The organism is Elusimicrobium sp. An273, assembly GCF_002159705.1.
Taxonomy (GTDB): Bacteria; Elusimicrobiota; Elusimicrobia; order Elusimicrobiales; family Elusimicrobiaceae; genus Avelusimicrobium; species Avelusimicrobium gallicola.
Genome location: NZ_NFJD01000002.1, coordinates 267,017 through 282,238 on the forward strand (window position 1 = coordinate 267,017; position 15,222 = coordinate 282,238).

The following is a 15,222-nucleotide window of genomic DNA, read 5'->3' on the forward strand; positions in this document are numbered from 1 at the left end:
CAGGTTCACTCCCGCAGGGGCGCGGCCATCGCTTCTATTTCCTGCGCCTGCTTGCGGACGTATTCGCTCGCACCCGAGTTCTCCGCCAGCACCAGTTCCCGCACCGCCCGCGTAAGGCCCATTTGCGCTTCCTTGGCTTGCACCAGTTCTTCGGCCGTAGGCGCGGCGGGGGCGGGCGTTTTGACTACTACAAAATAATCCCCCTCCAACTTCATTTCCGCCTGATGCTCATTGCACCATTTCGCCGCCTGTTGGTATGCTTCCGACAACATTTCTTCTTTTTTGATTTTTGTTCCTAACATATCCTTAACTCCTTGCCAAATAATCTACCACGTCCACCCGCTTGATATAGATATCTCTCCCAAGCGATGTGAATGCCGTAATATAGCCGCCTGCACAGGTTACGTTCATCACGCAGTCGTAATCACGGTCGGTCTGGTCGCCGCCCCAGTTCAGGCTACCCACCACAATCCCAAGCGGTGCAAATACGCTTGGAATTACAGAGGTATAACTCTTTCCTTTTGCAGTATAAACCACTTCCAAATATCGCGCGTCTTTCGCTTTTATAGGGGTTGGAAACGTAATCGTTGCGTTGGAGCCGTCCGAAGAATAAACAGTAGTTCGTTTATACACGTCGCCATAATCCACGGCCCGAAAAACGTTTTGCGGCATTAACGATACGATGTTCCCCCCTTCTGTGCGGATGGCCCGTCCTACCAGCGCATAAGAGGCGGTCGTTCCGTTAGAGGTGTATATGTTTTTGTTTTGGGTTTCGTCGTAATCAATAGCCGCTTCCCCCACGTCCGAAAAGTCGTTGCTTTTTAAATACACTTCTTTCTGCCCGGCAGAAGAAGAAGTATATGTCATCACGGCATTTACGATAACAGAAACATTATTTAAAGAGCCATCCGCATTTCTTCCGTTCGGATATAACCCTTCCACTCCGGGCAAAACAAAAATCGTTTTTCCAATAAACCCAAACCCGTTAAACACTTGGTCTACAGAAGTAATCTGCCCGGAAGCAGTACATACCCCCAGCGGCAAAGATACTTCCGTAGGCGTATTGGCGGAAGCATAATACGAAACCGTTTTTGTGGAAGTGTTGTAGTAGACGGTGTTTTCCGTTTGCGGGTCGGAAGTGCCGGAAGAACAATTCGCCAAAGGACACAGCACAAGCGCACTGGCATCCGCCTTTGCAAACACTAAAAAAGAGCCTGCGCCGGAAGAAGATGCCGTTAAATTTTGCGTGATGTTAATTACGCTGCCACTTCCGCTGTATGCTTTGGAGCCGGAGCCGAGCGTGAGCGTGCCGGAAGATACAGACAGCTTGATATCCTGCGGAATTTTGGTCAGGCAGTTGGATATTTTATTAATCATCGCCGCCGTAGAAGCCGCCTGCGCCGCCTCTTGGGCGTATTTTTTGGCGGAGAACTCTTCCCCTTCCACCGGCCCGTCGGTCTTCAGCGCCCAGTTTTTAGCCGTTTGCGCCTGTTGGGCGGCTTGGGCTACATACCCTTCTGCCGCTTGATAAATGGATTGCTCCTTGTTTTGTAAATTTTCGCTGAAAGTTTCTGTTTCCTGCGTAAAATTTTGCTGGGCCTGCGTAATGGTTTGCTGGGCGTCGGAAGCCGTTTGCTGAGCCGCTTGGGCCGAGTGGGCGGCCTCCTGCGAGGCAAGCACGGCCGCCTCTTTTGCCGATAAGATATTGGCCAAAAAATTATCCGTTTCCAAATCATTTTCCTGCGAGGAAACCGGATACTTGATGCTGCGGTCTACCTTCTCCTCCAATTCCTGCACCAGCAGGGTCAATTTATCGTATCCTTCTTCCAGCACTTCTGCGTCCAATTCGCCCTGGCGCAGCAAGTCAATTTCCTGCGTAAGCGGCGTGGCCCGCACGGCGGTCAGTTTCCAGCCGTCCGCCAGCGCGGCTTTGCCGCTTTCGTCGGTGGGATACGTCAAGGTATGGGTTAACAAATCCACGCTGAAATCGGACGAAATTTCTTCCTCCGCCCCTTGCGGGGAAGTAACGTAAATCCGCAAATCGGCCGCCGATAAGAGCGGAAAATCCACATCCCACTTGCGCGTGATTCCGTTGCCTTGATAAATACGTTTGGTAATTTGCATTGAAACAGTCATATACTCTCCTAATTCTCCAACAGCGCTTTCATGCGCTGCCAAGCGGCCCGTTGGTTTTCTATTCCCCCATCCGCCGACAAGACCTTGTACTTTATTTCCGCCGTTTCCTGCACAGACAGCTCGTTTTTCTTCCCCCAGTTTTCAATGCCGCGCGCTAAAAAACGGCTTTCCGAGGATTCCGCTCCGGCGGCGCGCTCGTGCAAAACCGCTTGCAGCAAGCAATAATCGCGCGCCGAGAGCTGGTTTTTTTCAAAGGCGCGGTCAATTTCTTTTTCCGTACCGGAAAAATACAAGGTGTTGAATGTGTCCGCTCGGGTGGGAACCGACACGCCGCCGTCTGCTTGTTGGGCGGCGCGGTACGCCAAAGAAAGCCGGGCGGAAGCCAGCCCTTCCCGAGTGTTCAACACGGCCCGTGCCGAACCGGCCTGCGCCGAAGCGACCGCGCGGTACACCTGCGCCAGCGCCTGGTGTTGGCGCTGTTGGGCCGACGCCGCAAGCAGATCTAAACTTTTTTGCACGTCCGTTTTTAAGTCCGCCTGCTTTTCTTCCGTCAGTTGCTGCCGGGCCCATGCGTTGCATTGCTCGGGCGTTCCGTCCGTTTCCGCTTGCGCCCGATTCCACAGCCGGTTGGCATATCCTTCCGCCGCCGACAGACGGATTTTTTCGCGGCATTCTTCCCGCTGGCGCGGCGGCATCTCTTTTTCATACCGGGAAAACACTTCCTGCGCCGCGCTGTAATTTCCCGCCGCCACGGAACGGCGCACATTTTCCAAAGCGGTCTGCGCGCGCACGCCAGCCAATTGCCGCGCCAAGTTTTTTGGGTCGCTTCCGTTTTCCTGCAGGCGTTTTTCCAAAGCCGGCAGCTGGGCCTCCAAATAGGCGTCCAGCGCCGCGGCGGAGGAAGCCGTCGCGCCTACCGTTCTTACCAAATTTTCTTCCTGCCGGGCCGCGCGGATATTTTGCCCGCGGGTCTGCAAGGCTTGCTCCTCTTGGGCGGCGCGGCGCAGCATCAGGTAATCCCGCGCGGCAGGGGTATCGGCCTGTTGGGGCGTTAGGCGTTGGGCGGCAAATTCGTCCAAATCCGAAGGATCTACGGCGCGCCCCTCGGAAACGCGCTCTCGCACGGAGCTCGCCAAATCCAAGCGCAACTGCAAGTCTTCATCGGCCTGAACAGAAGATTTTTCCGCTTGGCCGCCGGTATTTTCTGCCTTTTCAAACGACAGGGAAGATAACCTGTTTTCCACCCCTGAAGCAGCAGCGGAAGAGCGCCCCTTTTTTTCTTCTTTTTCCGGTTGTCGCTGCAGGTATGCCAACGCCTGGCTGGAAAAAGAGCCGAATTCCTGCAGGGTATTTTCGTAGGCTCTTCCCAAGCGTTGGGGTGCCGGGGCACCGGTTTGCACGCCGGGCGCTTGGTAACGCTCCTGGCGGCGGTACGTAGGAATAATGGGCATAGGCACTCCTAACTAAATAAACTTAAAATGTTGCTTCCGAGTTTCCACCAGGATCCCCGGTTTTGCGCCGCACGGCGGTATTGGGCAGCCGTTTCGTTTAAGCTGTAAATATGTTCCGCGGCGGAGACATTATTTTCGTACAAGGCGTCCTGCAGCGATTCCTGTAAAGCCTGCTGATCCAAAAGGGCATTAAAGCGGCTGTTTTTAAGAATCGTTTGCACCGTGGCCGAGCTGGACGTCAGCCCCGAAGCGGCCAGCGCCGTTTTTTGCGAGCCGGCCGTCTGCCGGTAGTTTTCATATAGCTCCCGCCCTTTCTCGGCGGCGGACTTGAACAAATACGTTGCCTGCCGCTCGGACGCGGCGGCCGTATAGCGGGCCTGCCGGTCTGCATCGCGGGCCAAGGCATCGTAATAATCTATTTCGGATTTGCGGTCTCCCAGCAACGAAGCGGCACTGGAAATGACTTGCCCGCCCGCTTTCCAAATTCCTCCCATATTATTTCCTCCTGAAAGTGAATCGTAAAAATGGGGCGCAACCGGTTTGACAAACCGTCCCGTCAAACGTTCCGCCCAGCCGCCGGATAAAACGCAGCGCCGCTGCATATCGTCCGTCGGCAAAATTGTACAGTTCTTCATACCGCCGCAAGGCGCCCGCCAGCAGGGCCCGCGCCACCCGCACAAAAGTTTTGGCAATCCGGCGCACGCGGCGGCCCGTCAGCAGCCACACGCAGGCCCGCCGCCCCATCCACACGTCCGGCGCCACGCCAAACAACGCGGCCGGTTCACCTTCGTATTCCAGCACAAAGCACGCACTGGAGCGTTTAAAAAAATGGACGAGCAACTCCTGCGGCTCTTGTGCAGGATGAGAGGCCGCCAGCTCGGCGCGGTCTTCTGGGCGCAAAACGGCCGCCAAACGCAGGCAGTCCTCCCGTCGGGCGCGGCGCAGCAGTATCTGATTTTTCTGGTATAAGAAGTCCATAAAAACTATAATAGAGAGAATTATTTTAGAATAAGGAGTGTGTATGACCCTATTGGTTATCTTGGCATTGCTTGCCGTTGTTGCCGTGTATGCGGTGTTTTTCCTGGTGTTTAAACTGATTTGGATTCTGCTTAAAAAGAACTCCAACAAATGGCCTTTGATTTGGGCCGGCGTTTGCACCGTGGTGTTTGGGGTGTTGTTTGTCGGGTTTACGGCGTGGGGCGTGTATAAGGTGGTTTCTCCCTTTAAAGGAATGATTACCCGCCTGCAAAACAATCCGCAGCCCGTCTACGGGGAACGCGTCTATACCGACCCGGTATACCGCTTTGATTTGGATGTATTTAACGGAATGGATTTTTCCAACTGGATGGAGTTTGACGACCTTGACGCCAAAGTGGGCGTGGATATGAACGCCTTCCGCAACTATCCGTCCGACGAAGAGGAAGACGCCAACGAGCGTCAGTTTATGGCAGTACTGCTGCTTCGGCAGGATGATGTGGATGAAGGGCATCCTTTGCAGGCGCTTCGCGAAGCGTTGGCCTCCACCGACCACCGGCAAGATCTTGAAATCCTGTCGCAAGAAGATTTCACGCTGGACGGTTATCCGGCCATGTTTGCCACCGGCCGCGCCTACGCCCGCAACGGCAAACGGATGTTTCTGGCCGTAACGGCCGTGGCGGATGCCTACCGACAGGTTTTCTACGTCATTGCCTTTTCGCCGGATTATCCCGAAGCGGTAGAAAACGCCACCCAAACGGCCCGGAGCCTGCGTTTGGAAAACGGCTCTTCCCTGCCGGGTGAAACCGCCCCGGCCCTGCCGCAGGAAGAAGCGGCGGCCCCGGCGGCTGAAACGACCAAATAAACAGGAAAACGGTTTTTACAGGGGGCTTCCTTGAAAGGGAAGCCCCCTTTTTTCCGTTTTTATACGATGCGGCTGATAAACGCCAGCAACGTAACCGGCAGGGGATCGGTCTGTTTGAACAAGACCGAAGGCACCAACGAATGCGTGCCGGAAAGCGCCAGCACATAATCCTTGGTTTGCAGGGCGATAGGGGTATTAAAATTTTCCGTACCGCGCTGAATAATGTCATTTAAAGGCCCGTTTTCCGTGCCTACTTGGCCGCCGCGGCTGTCCAGCATTTTAACCGTAACGGAGACAAGCCGCCGCAGCCGGTCTTGCGCGGTGCCGTCGGAGCGGTCAAAGGCGGCAGGCAGGGTTTGCAGTTCGGCCTCATACGAAAGCCCCGCATGCACGCAATTCATCGGGCGCGGCAGGATAATTTTTCCGCTCCGTACCACCAGCCCCGCCAACGGGCTGCCGTCCGCCAGCACGCCCACTTCTTTTCCTTCCAAATGTTCCAGCCCGTCCAGCTCCGAGAAAGCCGTCTCGCTCTTGCGGGAAACGGCCGCATCCAAAAACAGCTGGTCTTCCGGCGCCTTGCTGGCCAAACGCTGTACCAAGCGTTCAATAAAATACTGCCCGTCCCGTTCCACCGCAAACCAAATTTCGTCGTAGCCGCGGTTGGGAATGGTGCAGATGCTTCGGTATTTGCCCTGCGTATCGTGGCGGCTCCACGCGCAGACATTTTGCTCCGCCAAATAGGTCAGCACGGCCAGGGTGCCGTCGTCCAGCACGCACCAAATCAGGTTATCGGGTTCCTGTTGGTAGCAAATCTCGCGGATTTCGCGGTTAAAAAAGATATGCTTGGCATACAGCGTCAAATCGTTGCTGGTGTAGGAGGCGGAATTGTAGTCGTAATAAAAATCCCGCAGCACGCCGCCGCGCGCCTGCACATACAGGGCTTTGTTGCCCACCATCACCGGGGCGGTGCGGCTGGCGCCGCGTTCGCTTTGCTGCTGCACTTGGATGTTGTAAGGCGTCAGCGCGCCGGAACTGCTGATCGTCCACTCGCTGCCGGCGGTAAACACCAGCAGTTTATTGGACACCGCCACCGAATGAATGGCGTTTAATTTTTTGCCTGAAAGATTGACGCTGATCGAGTCGGAATCCTCCAGGGTATTGCGGGCGTGGCCAAAGTCGGAATAGGCTCCGGTTTTGGAAAACCAAATGGTCTGCGCCTCGGCCTGCGTGCCGGCCAAGCCCAGGCGGTCTTGGTAAAAAAACACGCAAGACGGATATCCCGCCGCCGGGCTAAAAGAGCCTTCGGCCCATTCGTCCGTCCACTCGTCCGAGCCAAACGGCCGTTCCACTTCCACCACCACTTTTTGCCCGTTTACGAAATCTTTCACGACAAAAATCCCCTCTTGCCGGAAGGAATCCGCCTGCAGTTCAAACCCCGCCTCCCCGCTGATTTGGCGGGCCGTCAGGCGCAGGTAATACAAACTGTTTTGGTCATCCAGCTGGCCAAAGGTGTTGAGGTTTTCGTCCCCGGTTTCGCGCGAGAAAAATTTGATGGTTTCCCACGTTTTTCCCATATCGCCAGACATTTCCAACTCCAGTTTTCCCGTCCACTCGCCGGTGGTGCGCAGTTTCCAGTCGCCCCCGCTTTTGACAGACGCGGAGCTGTCTTCATACCCCAGCGTTCCGGTAAGCATTTGGCTGGGCACTTTGTGCGTCAAGGCGAAACGTCCGCCCACGTGGCCCGGTTTAAAGCACTCAAAATCGCTTTCCAGCTGGTATTGGTTTTCGCCTTGGGAAATCAGCTGGCCTTTATTGGAGCCGCCGCTTAACGTTTGGGTAAACGAAATTACGGGCGGGCGCAGCAGGCCGTCGTGAAAGTTGATGACCAGCTGTTTGCCGTTGCAGTCGCCCCCCGTATCTTTGGGCGATTCTATTTTCACCAATCCCCCCAAGTTGTAGGCTTTGTAGCCGGCGGCTTCAAACGAACGGTTAAAATACGTTACCATCAGCCCTACGTCCAACCCGAAATCCGGCCCCACGAAGAAACGTACCCCGTCAAAATACACAAACGCCACCATATTGGGGTAAGAAATCGGCAAGAACGAAAGCGTCGCGCTTACGCCTACGGATTCCTCGGTTTCTTGGTGCAGAACGGCGCGCATTTTTTTTGTTTTGTCGCTGTTTGCCAGCATAAACGGCCCGTATTTAATCGGCACGTCCGTAAACTCAAACAACCCGCTTTCTACCCGGCGCAGCTGCTTGGGCGGATATTGCGGGTGGGTTAAAAAGAGGGTCTGGTCGTACTGGGTGTAATTCAGGTAGCGCACGTCATACGCTTCGTAAGGGGTTTCTATTTCATACGGCTGTCCGTCCGCCGACGAAATCCGCCCGCCGGAAGCATATACCCGCAAGTAATGTTCCCCCAGCTCCAGTACGTAGGCTTCCTCTTCCCCCAATACAAAAGGAATGATGCGGCAGTCCTTTTGCTCGTATTTGGCCTGCCCCATAAACAGGGTGCCGGGGCGGTTGGAGGCTCCGCCTTGGGGATGAATGTAAAAATTGCGGACGGTTTTTAACCAAGAAGCATAGGCCGCGCTGTCGGCCCGGCCGTGCAAAGCGGGGCTGATTTCCCCCCCGGAAAAAGACGGTTGCAAGTAATGAATCGGCATCAGCGCACCTCGGTAAACGCGTCGGAAGCGTCGGCGCGGGTAAAGTTTTCCGTCATGTTGCTGCGCCGGGCTTCATCTAAGCTAAGGGTATATTTTTGCAGCAGTTGGCTAGCCAGGGCGGAATCCCCCGTCAGGGCAATGGCCAAATCACACGCCAGTGCCAGCGAAAAAGACTTTACAAACGCCGGATCAAACAAATTTTCATCCAAAATCCGCCGGGTATATTCGGCATAGGCGCGCTCGGCCGGCACTTCCAGCACGCGGCAGTGCAAATCGGTGCGGAACACCTCCCGGAATTTGAGCGCCTTCACAGCCTGTTCCGGCACAAATACGCGCCGCACAAATAACGCCTCCGCCGGGTACTTATAAATACAGCGCCCCGGCGCTTCCTGCGGTTTTTCAATCAATACCAGCGGCTCCTCTGCCCCGGCAAATGCCCAATTATGGGTACGGAGCACCTCATCGCGCACCGGTTCATAAAACAAATTAAGCCGCCGAGCCTTTTCGTCATCTTGTTCCAATGAAGATATAGGAGCTTGGCCTAACTGTGCCAAAGCCAAATTACAGATGGTTATTTTGGATATCATTTTTATCTCCTATTTTATTTTTATATAAATTTTAAGTATTTTTTATTTTATACATCAACGTTTAATACCTGTTTTTTAAAGTTATTTTTATACTATTATTTTATTTATTCTTATTTTTTAATAATTTTTATTTTTAATATATATTTTACAGTGAACTGAAATTTAAATATTTTGCACTGATTTATAAAGTTTATTTTGTTATTATTTTTAATGTTATTTTTAAAAATACTTATTATTTAAGTATTTTTATTTTTACATCTACTTTTAACAATCAAAAATCAAAACCATATTTCGTTTTTTAAAAAACAAAAACAGTTGTTAGATGTTTCCTTTGTTAGGCCAAATAAAAAGCCCTATACGCATGCAGGTTGACCCGTTCGTTTGGGATTCTGGCTACGCGGATGGGTAAAAAAGAGGCCGTTATCCTAAAAATCTCCCTTTTCAGCCCAATTTAAGCGGAACAGCGACAGCAAAATGGCTTTTTTAGCCCTCTTTTGAGCAAAAACCCCTCTTATTTCGGCTTTTGGGAAGGGGGCGGCGTCTTTACTTGCGAAAAAGCAGAAAAAACAGCCTGAAAAACGCTGGCGGCCAGGTTGGAATCGTAAAAAAAGAGGAAGCAGCGGTTGGGGCAACCGGCCGGGCGGGGGATGAGTGCCGCCCGGCCGTTTTTGGCAAGGAATCCTTTCCCTGCCCCCCAGACTACCAGACTAGTGCATATCTACGCCATCGGTCAGAAAGCAGGAAAGCTTGCCTGCCGTACCCGAACCGCTGACGGTATAATACGCCCGTAAAAAGCGCTTGGCGCCGTTGGGCAGAACGACGGCAAACAGATTTTTGACGCTTTGCAGATCGGCCAAGGCAAACGTAACGGCCATCAGCTCCTGCGCGGCGGAAAAATCGGCCGTATCATCCGTTTGCAGCGACACCTTTACCTGGGTTACCCCGCTAAACGCTTCATCGGTGCGGCAGACCGCAAACAAAGCACCCGGCACGGCGTTTGAGGCGGCGCCCAAATCAAGGATATTTTCGGACGCGGCCGTAGCGGCAACCGCCTGCTTGTCGGACATCATGGCATTTTGATCAAGTAACATAGTTCCTCCTATTTCACCACATCTTCGGTGTCGGTAATCGCATCGCAGATGTGCACCGGGATTTCGTTAAACGTCATCAGCGGGCGGGACGTAATCTGATCCGGCGTGTACTGCACGTTGGTGCGGTTGCTGGTCAGCTTTCTAAGGGCTGCCTTGACGGTGCGGTTCATATACCACACGGGTTTGCCCATAGACAGGCTTTGAATGCGTTCTTCCAATTCGCACATTTGGTCAATCAAGTCCGCGGGCACATTCGTCACGTCAATGTTGCAAATGCGGCCGGCGTATCTCCAGTCCTGCACCGCCAGCCCCAGCTTCCATTCAAAGTATTCTTTATAAGCCGGGTATTCGTTGCCGTCGGCGTCCACATGGTTTACCAGGCCGTAGTCCACGCGTTGGATGCCGGCTTTGGAACCTTTGGGGAAGAACGTGAACACTTTGTCGGTATCCCAGACCACGAGGTAAATCGAGGAGTTTTGCCCTTCGGTTTCTCCGCCGGCGTCAATGACGTTGCGGGAGCTTTCGGCCCCGTCCAGTTCGCAGTAGCGCGCGGCCAAGCCCGTAAAGCGTTCCGGGTGCTGCCCGGCATTGCCGTAGATCAGGTTGGACGCCATGGTGTTGGACATACCGGCGATAATCGCGCGGGACTGCCCGGTGCGCACGGCTTCCACATGGCCGCCTTTTTCGGCCACCAGTTTATCCACTACGGAATAGGCCGACAAGGTGCCATACGATTCCACCACCACTTTGGTCGTGGCTTTGGCGGGTTCAATGCCCTGATAGGCGCGGCGCCACGTGCCTTCGGGAATGCCGGTGCGTACGGCGTATTCGTGGCCGCTGTCCAACGAGCTTTCGGTTACCAGGGCATCGGCGATGATGTCGTTGGACTGGCTTAATACCTCGGCAATGGCCAGCTCTTGGCCGGAGGGATCAAATTGTTTGGCGTAATCCACCAAACTGTAATGTTTGTCAGCAATAATTGCCATTTAATTCTCCTTAATTGTTTTTTCCGTACAACGCCTCGGCGAATGTTTTATCCTGCGGGGCGGCGGGTTTGCCGCCGGGCAAAACGTCTTCGCTGATACTTTTCCCGATCTCGTAAAAGGTACGGACAATGACGGGATGGTTCCCCAGCCCCGTGGCTTCCAACAGCCCGCGCAGTTCCGGGCCACCAAACGCGTCCGCCGCGCGCACCGCCAGCGAAATGACTTCGCCGCATTGGGCGCCGTAGAGCGCTTGGGTTTGTTCGGCCCACCGTTCCAGCAGTTGGCGTTTTTCTTCCGCGCCGTGCTGGGCGCCAGAGCGGACGAAGCGGGCTTCCAAATCAAGCAGTTTTTGCACCTGATCTTCGGAAAGGCCCATTTCCTGCGAAAGCGTTTTAAAATCTTCCAACGCCGCTTCCGGGAAGGAAACGTCCTCGGGCAGTTGTAAGTTGGGATAAGCCGCCGGGTCTGGGGCGGCGTCCGTCCGCGAGGTGTTCTGGTCAGGAGGGGTCTCCTCCCTGCCCGGAACCGGGTCGGCCTGGGGCCGCGCGGACGGGGCGTTTAAATCGGATGGTTCTTGGGGGGCGGCTTGCGGGGCCGCCGTTTCGGCTGGGTTCATGCGTTTAGTTCCTCCTGTTGGCGGTTAATTTCATTCTGCTCCGACTGCACCTGCGACAGGTATTCCCCCCGCATTTGCAGGTAGGCGGCAGGGGCGGCGTCCGTAATTTGCGCCAGCAGAAAAAGCCCTATGCTCTGCTGCCCGCAGTGAAATGCGGTGGCGTACGGATCGCCGGGGACGAAACCGTGCTGGCCGATTTGAGCCGCTTGCAAAATCCGCCACAGCAAACGGCGGCCCTGCACGGTTTTTAAGACGGCCTGCAAATCGCAGGCGTTGCGTTTTTTAAGTTGTTTTTCGTTCATAGGAAGGGTTGGAAAGAAAGACGGTTTCCGGAGCCGTCTTTCTTTCCCGTCCGCGCAGCGCTCGCTTATGTAGGCGCCTGCGGCGGAACCTTTAAATCGGGCGGAAAGGGCGCCGCGCCGGGCGGCGCCTTTCCGTTCTGTGCCGGGCCGTACCGCTTATGAAGACGCGCCCGCAAGCACAGAGCCTCTTTTATTTTTCCGGAGAAGGGGCCGCCCCGGCTGCGGCGGGCGCCTGCGCCGCAGCCGCCAATTGCTGGGCCGCCTGCATGCGTTCGGCGCGGATTTGGCGGGTTTCCTGCTCGCTACGTAACAGAGCAGGCGCCACTCCCAGCGTGGTAAGACCTTCTTCCAAGGCGCGGTCGTAATCTACGCGGTCTAACACTTCCGGCCGCGAGGCCGCCAAGGAAGCCGCATAATTAAGGCCCTTCACCAGGGCCGATAGTCCGGCCGCTTTTTGCGCTTGTGCAATCATAGACACGTATTCCACCTCCATCTCAAGTCCTTCAATGCTCTGGGGCGGCGGCGGCAATAAGCCTTGGCGGAACAACAGGTTAAACGCGCGGTCTATCAGCGGGTCTAAGAGTTCGTTTTTCAGCCGTTCCAGCACCGGCCCCAATACAAGCAGCTTTTCCTGATGGCGTTCGGCCACTTCGGCGGCGGTCATATTGGAATAATTTTGCGTGGAAAGCATTAAAAACACGTCTGCAAAAAACTGGGCGCGGATGGTGTCGCGCACGCTTTGGATGGAAGCTTCCAGCGATTTTAAATCCGGCTGCACTTCATAGGCCGGCTTCACGGCGGCGTCCGTGGTGCCGTTGTAGCGGGTAATGCCGCCCGGCAGCAGGTTCACTTCCCCCTGCACGTTGGAAGAAACCATCATCGGCGGGTTGGTGCTTTTGTCCAAGGCGACGAGTTTTGTTTTCTGCATTTTTTGCAGCATTTTCACGTCGCCCAAGCACTTCCACCCCGGGCCGCGGCCGTAAACGTCGGAAGCGTTTTTCACTTCCCAGCGCGCCGCGATGACCGGAAATTCCCGGTAACCGCTTTGGCGCAGCAAATGGCCGTTGTCCGTTAAATACACGGACAGATAAGGCATATGCGCGCTGTCTTGGCGGGCGGGGTTTTGCGCCGGGTTGGGCAAAATCAAATGAATAATTTTATGCCAGCGGAAGGTGCGGTTTTCGTCGCACTCGCGGGCAACGGCCGGCGGCAGGTGCTCCGGGCCGAACGTATCTTTCATTTGCTCGGCCGTCATAAAAAATTCCCGCCCAAAACGGTTTACCCGGCCGGCGGCGTCGGTTCCCAAGGCGTATTCCCCAATGGTAAACGGACGGCAGCGGATGCCTTTTTGCGGGTCTTCTTCCACCAAAAACGCGGCCGTGCCGAATACGGAAATTTCCTGATAAAACCCGTGCAGCACGCTGTAGACGTTGCTCTTGGCAAACACGTCTTCCAAACGTTTTTTAATTTCAAACATCCACTCCCGCGCGCCGGGCAGGTTCATCAGTTCTTCGGGGGCAAGCGTGAGGTCAAACCAGCTGCGCGAGGGGCTGGTCAGCCCGCTCATCATGCCGGCGCACAGCACTTCCACCGCCAGGCACGGGTCGGAATCCAGCAGGGTTTTGTGGTCAATGCGGCGGCCTTGATTGGGGGTTTGCCCGTCAAAAAAGCCGCGGGTGGGCGCCAAATAAGCGCTGAGTTCTTTCCAAGCGGGCGTCCAGGAGGCGCGCTCGCTTTTCAGCTCGTCATAGAGGCGCAAATAATCGGTTGTTTGTTGTGTATTATGTTTCATAGGGAGTCCGAGAAACCAAAAGAGGCGTGCGAAGAAAAAAGAAATTTACTAAGATAAAAGAAAGAAGGAGGGCTTTTTTATGATGGGTATTATTACGATTTTGATTTTTGTAGTGTTGTTGGCGGTGCCGGGGTTTTACATCATTACCCGGAAAGTATTTCCGAAAGGAAGCAAAAAATCAGCGATGTGGATTTCTATTCTGCTGACGATTTTGTTGGTAGGAATTCTGGCGGCCGTAACGGCAACTACACCGGTATAACTGCAACGGCTTTTTAAAACATCCCCACCCCAAGCGGGTGGGTTTTTTTATGCAAAAAACAGCAGCGGATATATAAAATACAGCCGTCAAACCAAGAAACGAATCAAAATAAAGGAATTTACTGCGGTAGGATTACTTCTATTTCTTAATTATAGCATAAAAATATGGGAGTTGTCAAGTAAAATTTCAAAACGAAGCCCAAAATTTATTTTCTCTTCTAAAATCAGCTAACAAGACAAGAAGCCAACGGGCAGGCAACCACCCGCGAGGGCAGGGCCCCTTAAAAAGCGGCATGAAAAGCATATTGTGGAAAGAAAGGATTCCCGTTTACAGGCGGTCAGACATCCGCAAGCCGCGGCCTTTTTATTCTTCCGACTGAAGAATTACCGTCATATCCGAGCCAAGAATTTTCTTATACGGCGAGGGTTTTACCCAGCTTTCCACCAACCGGGCCCGCGGCGAAGAATGAAATTGGGCCCGCACGGCAGCTTCTTCCCGGAAATAAATAAACAAAGGGTTATTCAGCGTGAGATATTCCGGCACCGTAAACAGTACCACAAAAGAATCTCCCCCCAGCATAGAAGGGAGGTTAAAGTCCTGATTATACCCTACGTGGCCAAAGCCCGCATAGACGACAATCAGCGCATCCGGCTCCTGCTGGCGCAGCGCCCGCAGGTATTGCGCCCACATTTTGTTGCGCAGGCGCACGCCTTCAAACGAGCAAGAAAAATCTTCATACATTTGATCGGTCGGTTTTTGGCGGGTCGTCCGCACGATGAAATTTTGCAGTTCATTCTCCCGCTCTAATCCAATCACCGGTATCCCCGCTTTTACCGCGGCGTACAACACCCGTACCGATACCCGCCGCGTATCCGGCAGCAGCTGCGCGATTTCTTCCGGGCGCGTAACGGTCCGGTCTGCCCCCAGCGGCAATTGTTCATAAGCCGGCAAGAACTCCGTGGCCAAATAAATTTTCCGCCCGGGATACAGCTTCGGCAACGCTTGGATGAGGCGGGTTACTTCCTCCGCCAAGGGCACTATGCCATGCACTTCCCCCAAGTAGAGCGTTTTTAAATCTTTGGGAAGGTAGGCCGCGTAAGGGATGTCGCCGGTATACACACAGCTCTGGATGCGCCCGACAATGGAAGCGGAATGCGCATGAAATTTTTCATAATTTTGGGTAAACCGCTGGAGAGATTTAAAAATATAGGCATTATTTTTCTTGGAAACAGCCCCGTAAAGCGCAGGATCCAACTGGGCAGAAATATGCGTATTCCATAAGTCCGCCCCATGGGCAGACATAACCGCCGGCGGCAAATACATATACATATTGCCCAATTCAAACGAAAGGCATTTTCCACCGGCCGCCTGTACGCCGGATTTGGAAAGTGCCGGCAGCAGCGGGCGCAGCGCTTTGGCCGCTTGGGCAAATGCGCTTTGCGGGAACACCAGAACAACCAGAAGTAAAAAACAGACGATTTTTTTCATATTCC

Annotated in this window: 15 protein-coding genes; 2 read left to right on the forward strand and 13 right to left on the reverse strand. The window is 54.1% G+C overall.

Annotated features, from left to right (window positions below; genetic code table 11):
* Window positions 1-5: 5 nt before the first annotated feature.
* From B5F75_RS04010 to B5F75_RS04030, 5 genes are read right to left on the reverse strand one after another with little or no spacing between them, the layout of a single operon-like run.
* Window positions 6-302 (reverse strand): hypothetical protein, encoded by a 297-nt coding sequence (locus B5F75_RS04010; protein ID WP_087288182.1) that lies wholly within the window; start codon window positions 300-302, stop codon window positions 6-8.
* Window positions 303-306: 4 nt separating this feature from the next.
* The gene (locus B5F75_RS04015; protein ID WP_143351245.1) at window positions 307-2,136 is read right to left on the reverse strand and encodes a hypothetical protein; all 1,830 of its coding nucleotides are present in this window, start codon (window positions 2,134-2,136) and stop codon (window positions 307-309) included.
* A gap of 8 nt (window positions 2,137-2,144) precedes the next feature.
* The gene (locus B5F75_RS04020; RefSeq protein WP_087288186.1) at window positions 2,145-3,587 is read right to left on the reverse strand and encodes a hypothetical protein; all 1,443 of its coding nucleotides are present in this window, start codon (window positions 3,585-3,587) and stop codon (window positions 2,145-2,147) included.
* A gap of 8 nt (window positions 3,588-3,595) precedes the next feature.
* A complete protein-coding gene (locus B5F75_RS04025) occupies window positions 3,596-4,081 on the reverse strand; it encodes a hypothetical protein (RefSeq protein WP_087288188.1) in 486 nt (161 codons plus the stop codon).
* Between the two features lies 1 nt (window position 4,082).
* Window positions 4,083-4,565, reverse strand: a complete 483-nt coding sequence (locus B5F75_RS04030; RefSeq protein ID WP_143351246.1) for a hypothetical protein — start codon at window positions 4,563-4,565, stop codon at window positions 4,083-4,085.
* 43 nt (window positions 4,566-4,608) lie between these two features.
* On the opposite strand from B5F75_RS04030, the gene B5F75_RS04035 reads away from it, so the two are divergent.
* On the forward strand, window positions 4,609-5,427 hold the full coding sequence (locus B5F75_RS04035; RefSeq protein ID WP_087288192.1) for a hypothetical protein: 819 nt from the start codon (window positions 4,609-4,611) through the stop codon (window positions 5,425-5,427).
* Between the two features lie 59 nt (window positions 5,428-5,486).
* On the opposite strand, the gene B5F75_RS04040 is transcribed toward B5F75_RS04035, so the two are convergent.
* From B5F75_RS04040 to B5F75_RS04070, 7 genes are all read right to left on the reverse strand, one after another.
* Window positions 5,487-8,096 carry a phage nozzle protein gene (locus tag B5F75_RS04040; protein ID WP_087288193.1) on the reverse strand — a complete coding sequence of 870 codons (2,610 nt, stop codon included), beginning with the start codon at window positions 8,094-8,096 and terminating at the stop codon, window positions 5,487-5,489.
* Entirely contained in the window at window positions 8,096-8,683 is a 588-nt protein-coding gene (locus B5F75_RS04045) for a phage connector family protein (RefSeq protein WP_087288195.1), read from the reverse strand. The genes B5F75_RS04040 and B5F75_RS04045 overlap by 1 nt, the downstream gene beginning before the upstream one ends.
* Window positions 8,684-9,390: 707 nt before the next feature.
* The gene (locus B5F75_RS04050) at window positions 9,391-9,774 is read right to left on the reverse strand and encodes a Bbp16 family capsid cement protein (RefSeq protein WP_087288197.1); all 384 of its coding nucleotides are present in this window, start codon (window positions 9,772-9,774) and stop codon (window positions 9,391-9,393) included.
* 8 nt (window positions 9,775-9,782) lie between these two features.
* Window positions 9,783-10,760, reverse strand: a complete 978-nt coding sequence (locus B5F75_RS04055) for a major capsid protein (RefSeq protein WP_087288198.1) — start codon at window positions 10,758-10,760, stop codon at window positions 9,783-9,785.
* A gap of 10 nt (window positions 10,761-10,770) precedes the next feature.
* On the reverse strand, window positions 10,771-11,376 hold the full coding sequence (locus B5F75_RS04060) for a hypothetical protein (protein WP_087288200.1): 606 nt from the start codon (window positions 11,374-11,376) through the stop codon (window positions 10,771-10,773).
* Window positions 11,373-11,678 carry a Bbp19 family protein gene (locus B5F75_RS04065; protein WP_087288202.1) on the reverse strand — a complete coding sequence of 102 codons (306 nt, stop codon included), beginning with the start codon at window positions 11,676-11,678 and terminating at the stop codon, window positions 11,373-11,375. The genes B5F75_RS04060 and B5F75_RS04065 overlap by 4 nt, the downstream gene beginning before the upstream one ends.
* Before the next feature lie 190 nt (window positions 11,679-11,868).
* A complete protein-coding gene (locus tag B5F75_RS04070) occupies window positions 11,869-13,470 on the reverse strand; it encodes a portal protein (protein ID WP_087288204.1) in 1,602 nt (533 codons plus the stop codon).
* A gap of 79 nt (window positions 13,471-13,549) precedes the next feature.
* Between B5F75_RS04070 and B5F75_RS04075 the strand changes: the two genes are divergently transcribed.
* Window positions 13,550-13,729 carry a hypothetical protein gene (locus B5F75_RS04075; RefSeq protein ID WP_087288206.1) on the forward strand — a complete coding sequence of 60 codons (180 nt, stop codon included), beginning with the start codon at window positions 13,550-13,552 and terminating at the stop codon, window positions 13,727-13,729.
* Window positions 13,730-14,092: 363 nt separating this feature from the next.
* On the opposite strand, the gene B5F75_RS04080 is transcribed toward B5F75_RS04075, so the two are convergent.
* The gene (locus B5F75_RS04080; protein ID WP_087288208.1) at window positions 14,093-15,217 is read right to left on the reverse strand and encodes a hypothetical protein; all 1,125 of its coding nucleotides are present in this window, start codon (window positions 15,215-15,217) and stop codon (window positions 14,093-14,095) included.
* Between the last annotated feature and the right edge of the window lie 5 nt (window positions 15,218-15,222).

What these genes read in the sequence shown, in the direction of transcription:
- B5F75_RS04010 (WP_087288182.1), bottom strand. Translation starts at nt 302, where the DNA reads ATGTTAGGAACAAAAATCAAAAAAGAAGAAATGTTGTCGGAAGCATAC.
- B5F75_RS04015 (WP_143351245.1), bottom strand. Translation starts at nt 2,136, where the DNA reads ATGACTGTTTCAATGCAAATTACCAAACGTATTTATCAAGGCAACGGA.
- B5F75_RS04020 (WP_087288186.1), bottom strand. Translation starts at nt 3,587, where the DNA reads ATGCCCATTATTCCTACGTACCGCCGCCAGGAGCGTTACCAAGCGCCC.
- B5F75_RS04025 (WP_087288188.1), bottom strand. Translation starts at nt 4,081, where the DNA reads ATGGGAGGAATTTGGAAAGCGGGCGGGCAAGTCATTTCCAGTGCCGCT.
- B5F75_RS04030 (WP_143351246.1), bottom strand. Translation starts at nt 4,565, where the DNA reads ATGGACTTCTTATACCAGAAAAATCAGATACTGCTGCGCCGCGCCCGA.
- B5F75_RS04035 (WP_087288192.1), top strand. Translation starts at nt 4,609, where the DNA reads ATGACCCTATTGGTTATCTTGGCATTGCTTGCCGTTGTTGCCGTGTAT.
- B5F75_RS04040 (WP_087288193.1), bottom strand. Translation starts at nt 8,096, where the DNA reads ATGCCGATTCATTACTTGCAACCGTCTTTTTCCGGGGGGGAAATCAGC.
- B5F75_RS04045 (WP_087288195.1), bottom strand. Translation starts at nt 8,683, where the DNA reads ATGATATCCAAAATAACCATCTGTAATTTGGCTTTGGCACAGTTAGGC.
- B5F75_RS04050 (WP_087288197.1), bottom strand. Translation starts at nt 9,774, where the DNA reads ATGTTACTTGATCAAAATGCCATGATGTCCGACAAGCAGGCGGTTGCC.
- B5F75_RS04055 (WP_087288198.1), bottom strand. Translation starts at nt 10,760, where the DNA reads ATGGCAATTATTGCTGACAAACATTACAGTTTGGTGGATTACGCCAAA.
- B5F75_RS04060 (WP_087288200.1), bottom strand. Translation starts at nt 11,376, where the DNA reads ATGAACCCAGCCGAAACGGCGGCCCCGCAAGCCGCCCCCCAAGAACCA.
- B5F75_RS04065 (WP_087288202.1), bottom strand. Translation starts at nt 11,678, where the DNA reads ATGAACGAAAAACAACTTAAAAAACGCAACGCCTGCGATTTGCAGGCC.
- B5F75_RS04070 (WP_087288204.1), bottom strand. Translation starts at nt 13,470, where the DNA reads ATGAAACATAATACACAACAAACAACCGATTATTTGCGCCTCTATGAC.
- B5F75_RS04075 (WP_087288206.1), top strand. Translation starts at nt 13,550, where the DNA reads ATGATGGGTATTATTACGATTTTGATTTTTGTAGTGTTGTTGGCGGTG.
- B5F75_RS04080 (WP_087288208.1), bottom strand. Translation starts at nt 15,217, where the DNA reads ATGAAAAAAATCGTCTGTTTTTTACTTCTGGTTGTTCTGGTGTTCCCG.